Annotated in this window: 14 protein-coding genes and 1 pseudogene; 11 read left to right on the top strand and 4 right to left on the bottom strand. The window is 72.3% G+C overall.

The genetic code is table 11. The annotated features are described in order from the left end of the window. From ACFQ3T_RS23595 to ACFQ3T_RS23585, 3 genes are all read right to left on the bottom strand, one after another. Nucleotides 1-155 (bottom strand): NTP transferase domain-containing protein (locus ACFQ3T_RS23595; RefSeq protein WP_380725940.1); only part of this gene is annotated, 155 nt, incomplete at its 3' end. A gap of 4 nt (nt 156-159) precedes the next feature. After that, nucleotides 160-345, bottom strand: a complete 186-nt coding sequence (locus ACFQ3T_RS23590) for a helix-turn-helix domain-containing protein (protein WP_380725938.1) — start codon at nt 343-345, stop codon at nt 160-162. Nucleotides 346-393: 48 nt separating this feature from the next. Beyond that, nucleotides 394-1,221 (bottom strand): alpha/beta fold hydrolase, encoded by an 828-nt coding sequence (locus ACFQ3T_RS23585; protein WP_380725936.1) that lies wholly within the window; start codon nt 1,219-1,221, stop codon nt 394-396. A 402-nt stretch (nt 1,222-1,623) separates the two neighbouring features. On the opposite strand from ACFQ3T_RS23585, the pseudogene ACFQ3T_RS23580 reads away from it, so the two are divergent. The 7 genes and pseudogenes from ACFQ3T_RS23580 to ACFQ3T_RS23550 all read left to right on the top strand — a co-directional run bounded on the left by ACFQ3T_RS23580 (nt 1,624) and on the right by ACFQ3T_RS23550 (nt 11,530). Then, nucleotides 1,624-2,641 (top strand): annotated as a pseudogene (locus ACFQ3T_RS23580) (class I SAM-dependent methyltransferase). Nucleotides 2,642-2,820: 179 nt separating this feature from the next. Then, nucleotides 2,821-3,579 (top strand): RNA polymerase sigma factor ShbA, encoded by a 759-nt coding sequence (gene shbA, locus ACFQ3T_RS23575; protein WP_380725935.1) that lies wholly within the window; start codon nt 2,821-2,823, stop codon nt 3,577-3,579. A 196-nt stretch (nt 3,580-3,775) separates the two neighbouring features. Next, nucleotides 3,776-4,846, top strand: coding sequence for a carbohydrate kinase family protein (locus ACFQ3T_RS23570; protein ID WP_380725933.1), 1,071 nt, complete (start codon nt 3,776-3,778; stop codon nt 4,844-4,846). Between the two features lie 361 nt (nt 4,847-5,207). Further along, the gene (locus tag ACFQ3T_RS23565; protein WP_380725931.1) at nt 5,208-7,289 is read left to right on the top strand and encodes a transglycosylase domain-containing protein; all 2,082 of its coding nucleotides are present in this window, start codon (nt 5,208-5,210) and stop codon (nt 7,287-7,289) included. 1,374 nt (nt 7,290-8,663) lie between these two features. Next, on the top strand, nt 8,664-9,509 hold the full coding sequence (locus ACFQ3T_RS23560; RefSeq protein WP_380725929.1) for a M23 family metallopeptidase: 846 nt from the start codon (nt 8,664-8,666) through the stop codon (nt 9,507-9,509). Between the two features lie 483 nt (nt 9,510-9,992). Next, entirely contained in the window at nt 9,993-10,946 is a 954-nt protein-coding gene (locus ACFQ3T_RS23555) for an LLM class F420-dependent oxidoreductase (protein WP_380725927.1), read from the top strand. A gap of 2 nt (nt 10,947-10,948) precedes the next feature. Further along, on the top strand, nt 10,949-11,530 hold the full coding sequence (locus tag ACFQ3T_RS23550) for a TetR/AcrR family transcriptional regulator (RefSeq protein WP_380725925.1): 582 nt from the start codon (nt 10,949-10,951) through the stop codon (nt 11,528-11,530). A 133-nt stretch (nt 11,531-11,663) separates the two neighbouring features. Here ACFQ3T_RS23550 and ACFQ3T_RS23545 read toward each other — a convergent pair whose 3' ends face one another. Beyond that, the gene (locus ACFQ3T_RS23545; RefSeq protein WP_380725923.1) at nt 11,664-12,128 is read right to left on the bottom strand and encodes a peroxiredoxin; all 465 of its coding nucleotides are present in this window, start codon (nt 12,126-12,128) and stop codon (nt 11,664-11,666) included. A gap of 108 nt (nt 12,129-12,236) precedes the next feature. On the opposite strand from ACFQ3T_RS23545, the gene ACFQ3T_RS23540 reads away from it, so the two are divergent. The 4 genes from ACFQ3T_RS23540 (at nt 12,237) to glgX (ending at nt 17,994) form a co-directional block, all read left to right on the top strand. Next, nucleotides 12,237-13,181: a LacI family DNA-binding transcriptional regulator gene (locus tag ACFQ3T_RS23540; protein WP_380725921.1), complete on the top strand. Its 945-nt coding sequence runs from the start codon at nt 12,237-12,239 to the stop codon at nt 13,179-13,181. A gap of 103 nt (nt 13,182-13,284) precedes the next feature. Continuing rightward, nucleotides 13,285-15,174: a 4-alpha-glucanotransferase gene (gene malQ / locus ACFQ3T_RS23535; protein WP_380725919.1), complete on the top strand. Its 1,890-nt coding sequence runs from the start codon at nt 13,285-13,287 to the stop codon at nt 15,172-15,174. A gap of 307 nt (nt 15,175-15,481) precedes the next feature. Further along, nucleotides 15,482-15,820: a hypothetical protein gene (locus ACFQ3T_RS23530; protein ID WP_380725917.1), complete on the top strand. Its 339-nt coding sequence runs from the start codon at nt 15,482-15,484 to the stop codon at nt 15,818-15,820. A gap of 50 nt (nt 15,821-15,870) precedes the next feature. Next, nucleotides 15,871-17,994: a glycogen debranching protein GlgX gene (gene glgX, locus ACFQ3T_RS23525; protein ID WP_380725915.1), complete on the top strand. Its 2,124-nt coding sequence runs from the start codon at nt 15,871-15,873 to the stop codon at nt 17,992-17,994. The last annotated feature ends 98 nt before the right edge of the window (nt 17,995-18,092 follow it).

Genomic DNA, 18,092 nt, shown 5'->3' with positions numbered 1-18,092 from the left:
GCGCCGAGCACCACGACGACCGGCGCGCACCCCGCGTCCCGCAGCACCGCCGCGACCCGGTCGACCCACAGCACGCCGCCGTGCGCCACCAGCGCCTTGGGCCCGCCGAACCGGCGTCCGGCGCCCGCGGCGAGCAGCAACCCGGCGACCCGCATGGGGTCACACTAGGGCTTCGTGGCCCTTCAACTCGGTCCGGCTGGCCACCGCGAGCTTGCGGTAGACCCTGGTGAGGTGCTGTTCCACCGTGCTCACGGTGATGTGCAGCCGCATCGCGATCGCCCGGTTGCTGTGGCCACACGCGGCGAGGGTCGCGACCCTGCGCTCCGAGTAGGTCAACTCCGTCATACGCGGGAACACGTGCGGGGCCGCGGCAACGGTTCAACCACCGCCCGATCACCGCGAGAGATGCTCCAAAAGGAGTGACGTCAGCAGCTCCGGCGCCTCCTCCGGCACCCAGTGCGACACGTCCTCCACCATCTCGAACCGGTACGGGCCGGTGACCCAGTCGCCCGTGGCCAGCGCCGCCGTCGAGCCGAACGCCACGTCCTCCGTGCTCCACACGTACAGGGTCGGCACGGACACCTTCCCGGCCTTGCCGCCCGGCCGGCCCGCGCGGTACCAGTTCAGCGCCGCCGTCAGCGCGCCCGGCTCGGACAGCCGCCGCACGTACTCGTCCACCCGGCTCGGCGGCACCCGCCACTCGAACATCTGCCGCAGCGCCGCGCCGTCGTCGGCGAGCATCCGCTGCTCGGTGTTGCTGTTGCGCCAGTCCGTCATGTACCCGGACCGGAGGTGCTGGTCCTCGTCCGTCCGCAGAGCCTCGGCGAACGCGCCGGGGTGCGGCGTCGACACCACGGCGAGCTTCCGCAGCCGCTCCGGGTGCTCGGCCGCCGTCCACCACGCCACCGCGCCGCCCCAGTCGTGCCCGACCAGGTCGAACACCGGCCAGCCGAACGAGTTCGCCACCGCCAGCACGTCGCCCACCAGGGCGTCCACGCCGTAGTCGGCGGCACGCTCGGGCCGCGCGCCGGGGGAGTAGCCGCGCTGGTCGAACGCCACCGCGCGGAAGCCCTCCCGGCCCAGCACCGCGACCTGGTGCTCCCACTCCACGGCCGCCTCCGGGAAGCCGTGCAGCAGCAGCACCGGCCGCCCGTCCTCGGGACCGGCCGCGATCGCGTCGAAGACGCCCTCGTCCGTGCGCACGCTCAGCTGTTCGACCACTGTGATCCGAATCCCCTCCGTCGACCGGTCCGCCCGCCGGGGCATTCTGGCGTGGCGCCCCGCGCGGACATCCTGCCGCCCGACACCGACAGGTGATCGGTGGCGCCGCTGCCACACCTTTCGGGTGAACTCGCGGGTGCCGTCGCAGTCCCGTCGTTCCTGGATTCCCACGGGCACAACGCGAGGCGCGGCGCCGGAACACCCGGTGACCACCGGCTGGTGCGAAGGCGGAACCACTTCCCCCGGTGCCACCATGAACGGGCGCCGGTTGCCGCGACACCGCGAACCGGCGCGACTGCTCGTCCGACGGCCGCCGATCACCCACCGCGCGTCCGGGTCGATCCGCCGCCACGGCGCCGCGTCGTGGGCTCGACGCGTGCCGGCAGCACCGAGGAGTAGCCGATGACGTCGTCGAGGAGCGCCGGGGGAGCCGTCGACCTGCCCCGTCCCGACCGGGGGATCTGGCCCGGCCTGGCCACCCCGCCCCGGTCCGCGTGGCGCGCGCGGATCGCCGAGGCCCTGTTCCGCCACGCCGTGCGCACCCTCCCCGTCCGGGTCGTGCTGCCCGGCGGGCCGCGGCTCGGCGCCGGCGGACGCGACGCGCCCGTCATGCGCTTGCACCGGCCGGACGCGTTCTTCCACCGGCTCGGCGTCGACGCCAAGATCGGGTTCGGCGAGGCGTACATGGTGGGCGACTGGACGTCCACCGCGCTCGCCGACCTGCTCACCGCGTTCGCGTCCCGCCTCACCACCCTCGTCCCGCCGCCGCTGCAGGTGCTGCGCCGCTGGGTCGAACGCCGCCACCCCGCCACCGACAGCAACGACGTCCACAACGCCCGGCGGAACGTCCACCGGCACTACGACCTGTCCAACGACCTGTTCCGGCTGTTCCTCGACGAGACCATGACCTACTCGTCCGCCTGGTTCGCCCGACCCGGCGACACGCTGGCCGCCGCGCAGCTCCGCAAGATCGACGGCGTCCTGGACTACGCGGGCGTCCGCTCCGGCAGCCGGGTCCTGGAGATCGGCACCGGCTGGGGCGCCCTCGCCGTCCGGGCCGCCCGACGCGGCGCCACCGTCACCTCGCTGACCCTGTCCGCCGAGCAGCGCGACCTGGCCGAACGACGTGCCGCCGACGCGGGCGTCGCCGACCGCGTCACCATCCGTTTGCGCGACTACAATCGAGGAGACCGTCCGCGACCACACCGCCCTGCGGATCACCGAATCCCGCGCGTTCGGCCTCGACTACGCCGAGACCCTCCGCCGGTGGCGCGAGCGCTTCCTCGACCGCTGGGACGACGTCGCCGCGCTCGGCTTCGACGGGACGTTCCGCCGGATGTGGGAGTTCTACCTCGCCTACTCCGAAGCGGGATTCCGGGTGGGCTACCTGGGTGTCCGCCAGTTCGCCTTGGTGAAGTAGACGTCTCCACCACTCGGCCGAACGGCTCAACCCGCAGCGCGGCCGGGTGCCGTCACGCCCCGCCGGTCCCGGATCGTGGTCGGCTTGTGACCCTGTCCCGTATCAGGAGCACCGCTGCACGCTCCTCATCAGTGAGCCGGGATGGGGCCGGACGTTGACGAGCGTGAGGAGGTCGCCGGATGGTGCAGCACGCATCCGTGCGGGCCGGCGTCGGGATCGAGGTCGGAGCGGTCGGGACCGGCGGGATTGGGACCGGTGCGATCGGGGCCGGCGGGACCGGGACCGGTGCGGTCGACGAGAACGCGGGCCTGCCCGCTCGGCCCCGGGTCACGCTGGTCACGGGCGGCGCGCCGCCGCGGTCGACCACCCGGTGGCTCGCCGAGGCCGACCTGTCCGAGCTGGTCGACCAGGCGTTGTTGGGCGACCGGCGCGCCGCCGGGCAGCTCCTGGCCCGCCTCCAACCGCTGGTCCTGCGCTACTGCCGGGCCAGGGTCGGCTCGCGGGAGCGCACGCTCGTCTCGGCCGAGGACATCGCCCAGGAGGTCTGCCTGGCCGTGGTGTCCGCCCTCGGCACGTACCGGTACGAGCCCGGCTCGTTCCTGGCGTTCGTCTACGGCATCGCCGCGCACAAGGTCGCCGACGCGCGAAGACGGGCCGTGCGCAGCCGGGCCGAGGTCGTCCCCGAACTGCCCGACACGCCCGCGCTGGAGGACGGACCCGAGCAGCGGGCCGTCACGGGCGAGCTGATCGGCCACGTCAACCAGCTGTTGCGGCTGCTGCCCCAGCGGCAGCGCGAGATCCTGGTCCTCCGGATCGCCGTGGGGCTGTCCGCGGAGGAGACGGCGGTGGCCGTCGGGTCGACCGCCGGGGCCGTGCGCGTGGCGCAGCACCGGGCGCTGGCCCGAATGCGCGAGCTGTTCGCGGCTGTCGACGGCTGACCGGGCCTGGCATCGTTGGGGGATGGCCGCCACGCCTCCGCCCGTCACGCCTGCGCCCGCCACACCTCCGCCCGGGTCCGCCACGCCTCCGGCCGCCAGGCCTGTGCCGACTACGCCCGCGCCGGCCACGCCTTCTTCCGCCACGTCCGGGCCCGCAACGCCTGCCCCGCCCGTGAGCCCGTCGGTGGGTTCGCCCGTGCCGTCACCGTCGTCGTCCCCGCCCGCGCCCGCCGACCCGTCCTCCTCGGAGGGGTTCGACGTGCTGCTGTCGGGGACGGTGTTCCTGGACATCATCTTCACCGGCCTGCCCCGCCCGCCCGCGCCGGGCACCGAGGTGTGGGCCGAGGGCCTCGGGTCGTGCCCCGGCGGCATCGCGAACCTCGCCGTGGCGCTGAGCAGGCTGCAACTGCGCACCGCGTTGTCCGCCGCGTTCGGCGAGGACGCCTACGGGGACTTCTGCTGGGAGGTGCTGGCCGAGCAGGAAGGCGTCGACCTCTCCTACTGCCGCCGGTTCTACGGCTGGCACTCGCCGGTCACCGTGTCGATGGCGATGGACCGCGACCGCTCGATGGTGACGCACGGCCACCGGCCGCCCGTGTCGGCCGACGAGATGCTGAACCCGCCGCCCCGCACGCGCGCCTGCTTCGTCCACGTCGGCGCGGACGACGAGCGGTGGGTGTCCGCGGCGAAGGAGCAGGGCGCGCTGCTGTTCGCCGACATCGGGTGGGACCGGACCGAGCTGTGGGCGCCCGACCTGCTGCGCCGGCTCGAACCGTACGACGTGTTCCTGCCCAACGACGCCGAGGCGCAGCGGTACACGCGCTGTGACACGCCGGAGCGCGCTGCGGTGGCGTTGGCCGAGCACGTGCCCGTGGTGGTGGTGACGCGTGGTGGCGGTGGGGCGGTGGCGGTCGACTCGTCCACCGGCGAGGTGGTGGACGTGCCGGGCCTGAACGTCGCGCCGCTCGACTCGACCGGGGCGGGCGACGTGTTCGGCGCCGGGTTCGTGCTGGGGACGCTGGCCGAGTGGCCGCTGGCGCAGCGCGTGCGGTTCGCGAACCTGTGCGCCGCGCTGTCGGTGCAGCACTTCGGCGGGTCGCTGTCCGCGCCGGGATGGGTCGACATCGCCACCTGGTGGCGCACGGTGTCGCGGCGGCAGGACGACGAGCTGAAGGCGTACGGCTTCCTGGAGGACGTGCTGCCGCACCACGCGGGCGTCGAGGTCCGGCGGGCCAGCGCGACGATCAGGCTGCGCGCCTCGGGCTGATCCACGATCACCCGACAGTGATCTTGCCGCCCACCGAACACGTGTTCGATAATCGACGTGTCGCAAGTTCCTCCCACCCGCTTCGGGAGGTGCCGGGTCTCCCGCCGATCGGGCGTGAGGCTGATCACCCTGTCGCGCCCGGCGGCGTCCGCCGTCCGGCGCAGCGGGGTTTGACCACGGCGTGGAGTGGGCAGGAGTAACTTCGACGACCGTCGTCGGAGATCACGCCGAAACTTCTGCTCGTCGTCGAGCAACCCCCGGTGGTCGCCGTGCGACTTAGTCAGTGGGGGATTCCCGCGGGTGCTTGGAAGGGGTTGCTGGTTCAGTGTTCGCCGCGCGCGCGACAGGTCTGGTCAAGTTGGTGGGGTTGTGCTTCATGGCGGGCGTGCTCGTCGCGGCGCTGCTGTTCCCCGTGGTCGGCGGCCTCGGGCTGGCGTCCAACCGGGCCGCGGACACCGTGGACCAGACGTCCGGTGAGTTGACCAAGGCCGAGTTGCCGCTCGTGACCACCGTGCTCGACATGCACGGCCAGCCGATCGCCTACCTCTACGACCAGTACCGCGTCCCGGTGCCGTCCGAGGCCATCTCCGACACCATGAAGGCCGCGATCATCGCGGTCGAGGACAAGCGGTTCTTCGAGCACAAGGGCGTCGACTGGCAGGGCATCGCCCGTGCCGCCGCCAAGGCGGGCGTCGACGGCGAGACCACCCAGGGCGCCTCGACGATCACCCAGCAGTACGTGAAGAACTACCTCGCGTTCGTCGTCGGCAAGGGCTCCGAGGAGGCCTACGAGAAGGCGACCGAGGCGACGATCGGCCGCAAGATCAGCGAAGCGCGCATCGCCACGCAGCTCGAGCAGAAGATGACGAAGGACGAGATCCTCACCGCGTACCTCAACGTCGTCCCGTTCGGCAACGGCACGTACGGCGTCGGCGCGGCCGCCCGCACCTACTTCGACACCACGCCCGACAAGCTGACCGTGCCGCAGGCCGCGATGCTCGCCGGCCTGGTCAACGAGCCCAGCCGGCTCAACCCGGGCTCCGACGTGGACGCCGCGATCAAGCGCCGCAACACGGTGATCGACCGGATGCGCGACAACGGCGCGTTCGGCCCGGACCCGAAGGAAGCCGAGGAGAAGGCCGACGAGTACAAGGCCGCGGACATCGGCGTCGTCCCCGACCTGAAGCTGCTGCCCAACGGCTGCGTCGGCGCGGGCGACGGCCCCGTCTACGGCTTCTTCTGCCGCTACCTGATCGACTACCTCGACCGGGCGGGCCTGCCGTTCGAGGAGCTGAAGCGCGGCGGCTACACGATCACCACCACGATGGACCCGGTCGCCACCCGTGCCGCGAAGGAGTCCGCCGAGGCGCAGGTCCCGCGCACCCAGCCGGGCATCGCGAACGCGATGGCCGTGGTGCAGCCGGGGCAGGACAAGCACCGGGTGCGGGCGCTGGCCGCCAACCGCGACTTCGGCAACAACGCCGACGCCGGGCAGAGCGCCTACTCCATCCCGGCCGAGGTGACCAAGTTCGGCGCGGGCTCGATCTACAAGGTGTTCACCGCCGCCGCCGCGCTGGAGCGGGGCGTCACCGGCATCGACAAGCAGATCGACGTGCCGAAGACGTACACCTCGAAGGTCTACAAGGACGGCAGCAAGCCGTACGTGGTCCGCAACTCCGGCGACCACTACAAGGAGAAGATGACGTTGACCGAGGCGTTGGCGCAGTCGCCCAACACCGCGTTCATCATCCTCGAGGAGCAGGCCGGCCTGAACAACGTCGTCGACATGGCCTACCGGCTCGGCCTGCGCGAGTCGATGCAGGGCGTCAACGGCGCGGGCGACCCGCTGAAGCCGGACGGCTCCAACGGGCCGTCGCAGGGCGAGGAGTACAAGCGCGACAACAGCGGGTCGTTCACGCTCGGCGCCGGTCCGACCAGCGTGCTGGAGCTGGCGAACGTGTCCGCCACGATCGTGAACGGCGGCAAGTGGTGCCCGCCCACCCCGGTCGAGAAGGTCATCGACCGCAACGGGCAGCCCGTGCAGCTGAAGGAAGCCGCGTGCGACCAGGCCGTGGCCCCCGAGGTGGCGAACGCCCTGGCGAACGGCATGAGCGCCGACACCAAGCCCGGCGGCACCGCCGCGGCCGCGGCGGCCGGCTGGGACCGTCCCATGATCGGCAAGACCGGCACCACCGAGAACCACTGGTCGGTGGCGTTCATGGGCGCGACCCCGCAGTTCGCCGGCGCGGTCATGACCTTCACGGACGGCGTCGCGCCCCAGGTGATCTGCAGCGGCTCCCCGCCCAGGCTGTGCGGCCGGAACGACGCCGGCGGCGTCTTCGGTGGCCAGGTGGCCGCCCCGACCTGGTTCCGAGCCATGCGCGTGATCCACGAGGGCCAGCCGCCCCAGCCCCTCCCCCCAGTAGACCCCCGCTACCGCTAACCCCCACCACCGCGACCGCCGCCACCAGCCGGCTGCGCCACCTGGGTCGCCGCCGGCTGGGCGGCCATCGGCTCGCCGGTTGGCTGGCAGCCGAGCCGCCCTCGGTTCGCCGGCCGCTGGGCCATCTTGATTCGCCGGCCGGTTGGGCCGCCTTCGGTTCGCTGGCCGGTTGGGCGGCCATCGGCTCGCCTGCCAGCCGGGCGACCTCGGTTCGCCGGCTGGCTGCGCCACCTCGGTTCGCCAGCCAGCCGGGCGGCCCTGGATTCGCTTGCGGCCGGGACGCCGCCTTGGTCCGCCAGCCACCTCCGTCAGCCTGGGTTCGCTGGCGGACCGGACCGACCTTGGTTCGCAAGCCGACCAGACGACTTCCAATCTGCGCCAGCCCGCGCCAACGCTCTGCCGACCTGGGCTCGGGCGGCCGGCGCAGCCGGCTCCCTCAACCTCCCCTCAGCGGCACCTCCACCGACCTGCACGCAACTGCCGCCTCGGCCGACCTCTCGCCACCTTCGACCGCCACGGTCGTCCACTAAGTGAGACGAGGTCGGGCTGTCGCCGCGACCGGATTTTTACTTCCCCCGGCGTCCGTCACCCGACCATGCACCCGCACTGCATCCGCACTCCGAACCGCCCGCCTCGGACACCCTCACCGCCACACCGAGCGGTTGATCCCGCCCTGGACCCCCGGCACGCCGTTCGCACTTCCCGGCTTCACCACTCCACTCCGGGCGGCGATCTTTCCACCGTCCGACTTGAGCGCGCATGACCAGGCCATACGTGCGGGCCGACCCGTGCCGACCACCGCCGGATGACGATGTTGGGCGAGTCGAAGGGCGATCTAGGACGGGCTCCGATGACCATGGCGGGGATCGGGGCGGGACGTGTCCTTCGCGTCACCATCGCCGCTCCGCCGCGTCTCCGTCACGTCTCTGCGGGGCCGTCGGTCGTGGCTCGCGGACGGCGGCGCGCTCGGGTCGTCCGAACGACGCGCTGACCAGGCATTTGTAACGACGGAGTCGACCTTTATAACGTCAACATGCGGAACGAGCTGGTACTTGTTCACGCTAAGTGATGTTTGGTGTGTTGCCTCACCGGATAGGGCCAGCAGTTGCGGTGAGGGTTGCCCTTTCTGGTTACATCGGGTTACGGTCTCCGCCGCATGTCACGGTTCGGTCACCAATGGGACACGGCGTCGCTCCCCGAAAGCGGCACCACCTGGATCCCCCGCCAGGCGTCCCAGCTGGCCGACCGTGCTCCCCGATGCAGGAAGGCACTACCTTGGCACGCCATTCAGAAGCCCGTGGCCGACGCGTGTTCACCACGCCCCCCAACGCCACCGGCAACCGCTCCCACCGCGCGGAGTGCGACAGGTTCCCCGTGAGCGGGAAGGTCGCGGCCTTCGTCGTCGCGGCCGGCGCGCTCGCCTCCGGCGTCGGCGCCTCCAGCGGCACCGGCGACGCGCAGTTCCTCCCCGTCGGCGCCAGCTCCGACCTGGCAGTCGCGATGGCGCACAGCGCCGCGCCGCGGACCGCCGACATCAAGACCGTGCACGCCGACGTCCAGCCCGCGTACGAGGCCGCGAAGCTCGTGCGGTCCGAGGGCTTCTTCGTCCGGCAGCACATCGACATGGCCATCAAGCACGCGGCGGACAGCTACACCGCCCGGCAGGCCGAGTTGAAGCGGCTGAAGGACGCCGAGGACGCGGAGAAGGCCCGCATCGCCGCCGAAGAGGCGGAGAAGGCGCGCGTCGCCGCCGAGCAGGCGCAGGCGCAGCAGGCTCCTCCGGCCGTCAAGCAGGCCCCGGCCCCGGCCCCGGCTCCGGCCGCCGCCCCTCGGGTCAGCGCCGCGAAGCCGGCCGAGGGTTCGTTCACGTCCGGCTTCGGCGCTCGCTGGGGCACGACGCACTACGGCGTCGACATCGCCAACTCCATCGGCACCCCGATCCTGTCGGCGATGGACGGCGTGATCGTCGAAGCGGGTCCGGCGTCGGGCTTCGGCCTGTGGGTGCGCGTGCGGCACAACGACGGCACGATCACCGTCTACGGCCACGTCAACGAGATCCTCGTGTCCCAGGGTCAGCAGGTCCACGCGGGCCAGCAGATCGCCACCATGGGCAACCGCGGTCAGTCCACCGGCCCTCACCTGCACTTCGAGGTCTGGATCGGCGGCTCGCAGAAAATCGACCCCGTCGGCTGGCTGGGTGCGCGAGGCATCAGCCTCTGACCCACCGCCCCTCCCGCGGAAGATCACCTGCACGAATGAACGGGCGATCTCCGGCCAGCACCACGGGCGATGGTTCGCCGCACCACCGACACCCAATCCCGATACCGCCCACACCGGCGGCAGGTGGACGCTCCCGAAGCGCGTGCACCCAGCGGACGGACGGCTCCCGAACGCGTCCACCCCGCCTGCGCCATTGGCAACCACGCCGACCGGCCGTAGCGAGGGCACGCGCTCGCGGGCACGAGGTCCGTGGATCTGTAGGCACGCCATTGCCGTCCCCGTCGGGCAGCCAGGCGCGCTTCACAGGCGCTGGCTCCAGTGATGCCCGCTGCGCTGCCGCTCCAAACCTCGACTGTCGAGGTTGCGGATACGGGGGCGTGGGCCGGCCACTGTGGCGCCGTGCTCGCAGCGGAGCCTCCGGCGGCATACCGACCGGTCGGTACCTGCGGTACGGTGGGGGCGGGAACGCTTTGGGAGGCGAATGTGGGCCGTTGGGGAATCACGCTGCCGTTGACCGGGGTGCCGGTGCTCGACCACCGGGTGCTGGTGGCCGAGTTGGCGGACCTCGGCTACACCGACGTGTGGTCGGCGGAGACCGCGGGCACGGACGCGTTCACGCCGTTGGCCCTCGCGGCGCAGTGGTCGGACCGCCTCCGGCTCGGCACGGCCATCGCGCCGGTCTACACGCGCGGCCCGGCCACGCTCGCCATGACGGCCGCCACCCTGGCCGAGGTGTCGGGTGGGCGGTTCGTGCTGGGGATCGGGTCGTCGTCGCCGGTGATCGTGCAGCGCTGGAACGGGGTCGAGTTCAGCGAGCCGTTCAAGCGCACGCGGGACACCTTGCGCTTCCTCAAGGCCGCGCTCGCGGGCGAGAAGGTGACCGAGGAGTACGACACGTTCTCGGTGCGCGGCTTCCGGCTGGAGCGCACGCCCGAGCACCGGGTGCCGATCATGCTCGCCGCGCTGCGCCCCGGCATGCTGCGCCTGGCCGGCCGGGAGGCGGACGGCGCCATCACCAACTGGCTCGGCGCCGACGACGTCACCAAGGTGCGCGCCGAGATGGGCGCCGACGGCGAGCTGGCCGCCCGGATCTTCGTCTGCCCGACCGAGGACGCGGACGCCGCGCGCGCGTTGGGCCGTATGTTGATCAGCACCTACCTGACCGTGCCCGCCTACGCGGCCTTCCACGAGTGGCTGGGGCGCGGCGAGGCGTTGCGACCCATGCACGAGGCGTGGGCGGCCGGGGATCGGCGCGGGGCGGCGGCCCTGATCCCCGACGAGGTGGTCGACGCGCTGATCGTGCACGGCAGCGTGGACGAGTGCCGGGCGCACGTCGCGAAGTACGCCGCCAACGGTGTCGACACGCCGGTCATCGCCCTCCTGCCCACCGGCGCGGACCAGGCCGAGCTGGCACGCGCGCTCGCGCCCGGAGCCTGACGGTGGCGCGGCGGGCCGGCGCGACGTCCGAGCGGATCGTGGGCGCGGCCGTGCGGTTGTTCGCCGCGAAGGGGTTCGACGGGACGACGGTGCAGGAGGTCGTCGAGGCGGCCTCCGTCACCAAGGGCGCGCTCTACCACTACTTCGGGTCCAAGGACGACCTGCTGTTCGAGATCTACCGGTCGCTGATCGGACGCCAGATGGCCGACCTCGACCGGATCGTCGCGGCCCGCCTGGACGCGGCCACCACCGTGCGGCAGATCCTGGTCAGCCTGGTCGAGACGACCGCGCGGAGCGTGGACGAGACGGCCGTGTTCGTCCGCGAGATGCACCGGCTCGACGCCGACCGGATGACCACCTTCCGGGCCGAGCGGCGGCGGTACCACGAGACGTTCCGGGCGGTCGTCGAGCAGGCGCAGGAGGCGGGGGAGTTCAGCGCGGCGGTGCCGGCCGACACGGCGGTGCTGATCGCGCTCGGCGTCGTCAACCAGCTGCCGACCTGGTACCGGCCGGACGGGCCCAAGTCGCCCGCCCGGCTCGGCGCGGAGATCGCCGACTTCATCCTCGCCGGACTCCGCCCGTGACCCGGAGACGGTGACCCGAGCCCGTGACCCGGAGGCCGTGACCTGAAGGCCGTGACCTGAAGGCCGTGACCTGAAGGCCGTGACCTGAAGGCCGTGACCCGGAGGCCGGAGCCCGGAGCCGGGTGCTCGCGGATCAGGCCGTGCGGTCGGCGTGCCGGCGCAGCGAGGCCAGCGCCTTGTCCGCGTGGGCGTTCATGGCGAACTCGGATTTGATGACGTCGATCACGGTCCGGTCGGTGTCGATCACGAACGTGTGCCGCTTCACCGGCAGCGGTCCGAACCGGCGCTTCACGTCGAAGCTCGCGGCCACCTCGCCGTCGGCGTCCGACAGCAACGGGTAGTCGAAGGAGTGCTTGTCGGCGAACTGCCGCTGCTTCGCCACCGGGTCCGGGCTGATCCCCACGCGCTGCGCCCCGACCTCGGCGAACTCGGCTGCCAGGTCGCGGAAGTGGCAGCTCTCGGCGGTGCACCCGGTGGTCATCGCGGCCGGGTAGAAGAACAGCACCACGGGGCCCGCGGCGAGCAGTTCGGACAGGGCCCGCGGGGTGCCGTCCTGGTCGGGGAGGGTGAAGTCGGGTGCCTGGTCGCCTGGCTTCATGAGCTTCCTTCCGCAGGGTGTCGATCACGTCCCGGAGGGTGTTCGCGCCAGTCCACCGTACGGTTCTCGCTAATCTCGTAGCAGGCCGGGAGGTGTGAGTTGACGAGCATGTCCGACGTCGCGCGGGCGGCCGGGGTGTCCGCCGCGACGGTGTCGCGGGCGCTGCGCGGCGAGCCCGGCGTGTCCGAGGCGACCCGCCGGTACGTCACCGAGGTCGCGAAGAAGATGCGCTACGCGATCGCCCGGGACGCGTCGAGCCTCGCGGGCGGCCGCCGGTACGCCATCGCCGTCCTCACCGCCGACGTGGGCCGCGGCGACCTGCTCGCGGGCGCGGAGGGCGCGCTGCGGCAGGCCGGGTACGACGTCCTGCTGTACGTGCTGCGCGACGACGACACGCGCGCGCGGTTCTTCGAGGAGCTGCCGCTGGCGCGGCGGGTGGACGGGGTGCTGGCCCTGTCGGTGAACCTCACCGACGCCGAGGACGCCGCGCTGACGAGCCTGGACGTGCCGGTGGTCGCGGTGTGGGACGACGACCTGCGCGAGGCGCTGCGGCTGGCGGCCGACCACCTGCTGGGCCTGGGGCACCGGGACGTGGCGCTCGTGCTGGCCGGCGACATCGACGAGTCGTACGACGAGCTGCTGGTCGCCGAGGGCCTGTCGGTACGTCCGGAGTGGACGCTGTGGTCGTCGTCGACGGTCGCGGGCGGCGAGCAGGTGGTCGACGCGCTGCTGGACGGCGAACGCCTGCCGACCGCCGTCGTCAGCACCAGCGGCGAGGTCGCGCTCGGATTGTTCCTGCGGCTGCGCCGCGACGGGCGGGACGTGCCGGGTGACGTGTCGATCGTCAGCCTCGAAGGCCCGGACCTGGCCCGCGCGGTCGGCATCACGGCGGTCGAGGGCGCGTGGCGGGAACGCGGCGAGCACGCGGTCGACGTGCTGCTGGCCCGGCTGCGCGGCGAGGAGGACCAGACCGAGCCGCCGTCGGTGCGACTGGTCGTGCGGGATTCAACCGGCCCGGCCGGGGTACATGGATCTGGGGACACGGACGGGTGACACCCGACCGGGGCATTAACCCCACGTGACTTCCTGCAACCTTTGGGTGACCACACACGACCGGCCTGGCTTCGGACAGGTCTAGGAGGCGAAGCTGTCCGGCGTGGACGACGAGCTCGCGGCACTGGCCGAGGCCCACGGCGTGGCCACCTTCTACGAGGACGCCGGCCAGCGCCGCGCCGACGTCGAGCCGGACGTCGTGGTGGCGGTGCTCGCGCAGCTGGACGTGGACGCCTCCACCCCGGAGGCGGTGCGCCGCGCGCTCGCCGCGCCCACACCGCCGCCCCGGACGGTCGTCCTGCGCGAGGGCGACGTCCTGGACGGGCCGGGCTCCGTCGAGCTGGAGGACGGCGGCCGCGTCGAGCTGCCCGCCGCGTTGCCGCTCGGCTACCACCGGCAGGGTGAGCGCACCGTCATCGTGGCGCCGCGCAAGCTCGCGCCCGTGCCCCGGTCGTGGGGCTGGATGCTCCAGCTGTACGCGATGCGGTCGGCCGGGTCGTGGGGCATGGGCGACTACGGCGACCTGGCGACCCTGGCCCGGCGCAGCGCCGCCGAACTGGGCGCGGGCGTGCTGCTCGTCAACCCGGTGCAGGCGATCAGCCCCACGTCGCCGGTCGAGCGGTCCCCGTACTCGCCGTCGAGCCGCCGGTTCGCCAACCCCCTCTACCTGCGCGTCGAGGACGTCCCCGCCTACCGGGACGTCGACGCCGCGACTCGCGCGGAGATCGACGCGCTGCGCCCGCCGAACGACACCGAGCTGATCGACTACGACGCCGTGTGGGCGGCGAAGGCCAAGGCGCTGGAACTGCTGTGGCCGCACGTCGAGCACCGCGCGCCCGAGGGCGAGCTCCTGGACTTCGCCCGGTTCTGCGCGCTTGCCGAGGTGCACGGGCCGGACTGGCGGGAGTGGCCGCCGGAGCAGCGCGACCCGGCCACCGCGACCGCCGACCCGGACCGCGTGAACTTCCACGCGTGGCTCCAGGAGCTGTGCGAGGAGCAACTGGCCGCCGCACGCCGTGCCGCGCGTGACGCGGGCATGCCCGTCGGCGTCGTGCACGACCTGCCGGTGGGCGTGAACCCGGGCGGCGCGGACACGTGGGCCGTGCGGGACGCGTTCGCCGCGGACGTCACGGTCGGCGCGCCGCCGGACGCGTTCAGCCGCCTCGGCCAGGACTGGCGCCTGCCGCCGTGGCGGCCGGACCGGCTCGCCGAGCAGGGCTACGAGCCGTTCCGCGCCGTGGTGCGCAGCGTGCTGCGGCACGCGGACGGCATCCGCATCGACCACGTCGCCGGGCTGTGGCGGCTGTGGTGGATCCCGCCGGGCGAGCCGCCGAAGCGCGGGACGTACGTGCACTACGACTCGGACGCCATGCTCGCCGTGCTGACGCTGGAGGCGCACCGCGCGGGCGCGGTGGTGGTGGGGGAGGACCTGGGCACGATCGAGCCGAAGGTCACCCGCGCGCTGCACGAGCACGGGATGCTCAGCTCCGCCGTGCTGTGGTTCCAGCGCGAGTACGACCTGCCCGAGCACCCGCTGATCCCGCCCGAGAAGTGGACCGCGTCGGCGATGGCGAGCATCTCCACGCACGACCTGCCGACCGTGGCCGGGTTCCTCGACGCCGAACACGTTCGGGTACGAGCGGAGCTCGGGCAGTTTGAAGGTCCCGTCGAGGGGGAATACCGGGCCGCCGGGCAGGAGCGGGCTGAATTGGTCGAACTCCTCAAGCAGGAGGGAGTTCGTGCCGATGACCTGGTTACGGCGTTCCACACACTTCTCGCGAAGGCCCGTTCCGTGCTCGTGCTGACATCGCCGCAGGACGCGCTCGGCGAGACCCGCCAGCCGAACCTGCCCGGGACCACCGACCAGTACCCGAACTGGCGCATCCCGCTGCCCGTCGCGCTCGACGACCTGTTCGCCGACTCGCGGGTGCGCCGCGTCGCCGCCGTGCTGGCCGAGGGGCGCGGCGCGCCGCCCGAGGGGAGCGGACCGTGAACCGAGCGGACGGGGCCGTCGCCCCGCCGGGGTGGACCGTGAACCGACCGGGTCGGGCCGTGACCTCGCCGGGTCGGACCGAAAGCCGTCGGGCCGCGGGTCGTCCGGGCCGGGCGGCTCAGGGCCTCCGTCAGGTCGCGGACCATCCACGCGGGCCGGTCCACCGTCCAGGTGGGACCATCGGCCCGGAGGTCGGCCGCGACACCGGCCGGACCGCCAACCGCAACACGCACGTCACCGCGCGCCGCCCCGCCGCGGAGTATCGTCAAGCAGTCACCCGCGCCATGGTTGGAGGTGGCATTCACCCGTGAACACCGATGTGGTGTCCCGTACCGGGCTGGTGCCCGAGCAGGCCGTCCCCCAGAGCAGCCCCGCGGACGCTCTGGAAATGACCGTCGAGAGGGTTCTGCTGGCCGTCAGGCCGTCGAACCTCGCCGACCCGATGTCCGGAGCCCGCCACGCCGAGGAGTCCCTCCGGGACGTCCTGCGGCGCACGGAGGCCGGGCGCGACCGCACCCTGTCCCAGGCCGTCGCGTGCGTCGAGGCCGCGTGCGAGCACCTGCGCTACTGCGAGCTCCAAGAGGCGCGGTTGCTGTTGGTTGCAGCACGTGGGCAGCTCGTCAGGTCGCACTCCGCCGCCACATGATCTAGAACGGTAGGGGTTCGGATCATCCCAGCTCGTCCGGAGGAATCCCTGTGCGGCCTTGGCCCGGAACGCCCTACCCGCTCGGCGCCGCTTACGACGGCGTGGGCACCAACTTCACCCTCTTCTCCGAGGTCGCGGAGTACGTCGAGCTGTGCTTGTTCGACGACGACGGGACCGAGACCCGCGTGCGGCTGCCGGAGGTGGACGGTTTCGTCCACCACGGTTACCTGCTGGGCATCGGGCCGGGCCAGCGGTACGGCTACCGCGTGCACGGCCCGCACGACCCGGAACGCGGGCTGCGCTGCAACCCGAACAAGCTGCTGATCGACCCGTACGCGAAGGCGATCACCGGCGGCGTCGACTGGCACGAGTCGCTGTTCGGCTACCAGTTCGGCGACCCCGACGCGCGCAACGACGAGGACTCGGCCGGCCACGTGCCGCTGTCCGTGGTGGTGAACCCGTTCTTCGACTGGGCGAACGACCGCCCGCCGAAGACCCCGTACAACGAGTCGGTCATCTACGAGACGCACGTGCGCGGCCTGACGATGCAGCACCCCGGCGTGCCCGAACGGTTGCGCGGCACGTACGCGGGCCTGGCGCACCCGGCGGTGATCGAGCACCTGCAGGGCCTCGGCGTGACGGCGGTCGAGCTGATGCCCGTGCACCAGTTCATCACCGATCACGGCCTGCAGCAGAAGGGCCTGCGGAACTACTGGGGTTACAACACGATCGGGTTCTTCGCGCCGCACGACGGTTACGCGGCGTTGCCGGAGTCGGCGAACCAGGTGCAGGAGTTCAAGGGCATGGTGCGGGCCCTGCACGAGGCCGGCATGGAGGTCATCCTCGACGTGGTCTACAACCACACCGCCGAGGGCAACCACCTCGGCCCGACGCTGTCCATGCGCGGCATCGACAACCAGGCGTACTACCGGCTGGTGGAGGACGACCCGAAGTTTTACATGGACTACACGGGCACCGGGAACTCGCTGAACGTGCGCAGCCCGCACACCCTCCAGCTGATCATGGACTCGTTGCGGTACTGGGTGACCGAGATGCGGGTGGACGGGTTCCGGTTCGACCTGGCGGCCACCCTGGCCCGCGAGTTCTACGACGTGGACCGGCTGTCGACGTTCTTCGACCTGGTGCAGCAGGACCCCGTGGTCTCGCAGGTGAAGCTGATCGCCGAGCCGTGGGACGTCGGGCCCGGCGGGTACCAGGTGGGCAACTTCCCGCCGTTGTGGACGGAGTGGAACGGCAAGTACCGCGACACCGTGCGCGACTTCTGGCGTGGCGAGCCCGCGACGCTCGGCGAGTTCGCGTCGCGCATCACCGGCTCGTCCGACCTGTACAAGGACGACGGCCGCCGGCCCTACGCGTCGATCAACTTCGTCACCGCGCACGACGGGTTCACGCTCAACGACCTGGTGTCGTACAACGACAAGCACAACGACGCCAACGGCGAGGACGGCCGGGACGGCGCGGACGACAACCGGTCGTGGAACTGCGGCGTCGAGGGGCCGACGGACGACCCGGAGGTCAACGAGCTGCGGGCCAGGCAGCGGCGGAACCTGCTGGCCACGACGCTGCTGTCGCAGGGCGTGCCGATGCTGCTGCACGGTGACGAGATCGGCCGCACCCAGCACGGCAACAACAACGCGTACTGCCAGGACAACGAGCTGTCGTGGGTGGACTGGACGCTCGCGGAGAAAAACCGCGACCTGCTGGACTTCACGTCGGCGCTCACCGCGTTCCGGCACAAGCACCCCGTGCTGCGGCGGCGCCGGTTCTTCCAGGGCAACCCGATCCGCAAGGGCGACGAGCTGCGCGACATCGCCTGGTTCACCCCGTCGGGTGAGGAGATGACAGAGCAGAACTGGGGTGACGACTTCGGTCGCTGCGTCGTCGTGTTCCTCAACGGCGAGGGCATCCCGGACGTCGACCAGCGGGGCATGCGGGTGCTGGACGACTCGTTCCTGCTCGCGTTCAACGCGCACCACGAGGACATCGAGGTGACGCTGCCCGAGGAGGGGTACGGCGCGCAGTGGACGGTCGTGATCGACACGGCGACCGGCGAGGTCCGGCCGCCCGAGGAGGGTGAGCCGGTGCCGGCGGGCGGCACGATCGTGCTGACCGCGCGCTCGCTGGTGGTGCTGCAGCGGACGGGTCAGGAATGACGGCCGGCGGCGGAACGGCGCGCGGGTCGGCCGGGGAAGCGGTGGACGGTTCGGCGCGTGGCGCGGCGGACGGCAGGGCTGCGGCCGCGTGACGGCTG

The organism is Saccharothrix hoggarensis (assembly GCF_042678885.1).
Classification (GTDB): domain Bacteria; phylum Actinomycetota; class Actinomycetes; order Mycobacteriales; family Pseudonocardiaceae; genus Actinosynnema; species Actinosynnema hoggarensis.
This window is presented reverse-complemented; position numbering and strand designations above follow the sequence as displayed.

Coding starts and splice junctions, on each gene's coding strand:
- ACFQ3T_RS23590 (WP_380725938.1), bottom strand. CDS start 345: ATGACGGAGTTGACCTACTCGGAGCGCAGGGTCGCGACCCTCGCCGCG.
- shbA (WP_380725935.1), top strand. CDS start 2,821: ATGGTGCAGCACGCATCCGTGCGGGCCGGCGTCGGGATCGAGGTCGGA.
- ACFQ3T_RS23545 (WP_380725923.1), bottom strand. CDS start 12,128: ATGAAGCCAGGCGACCAGGCACCCGACTTCACCCTCCCCGACCAGGAC.
- ACFQ3T_RS23540 (WP_380725921.1), top strand. CDS start 12,237: ATGTCCGACGTCGCGCGGGCGGCCGGGGTGTCCGCCGCGACGGTGTCG.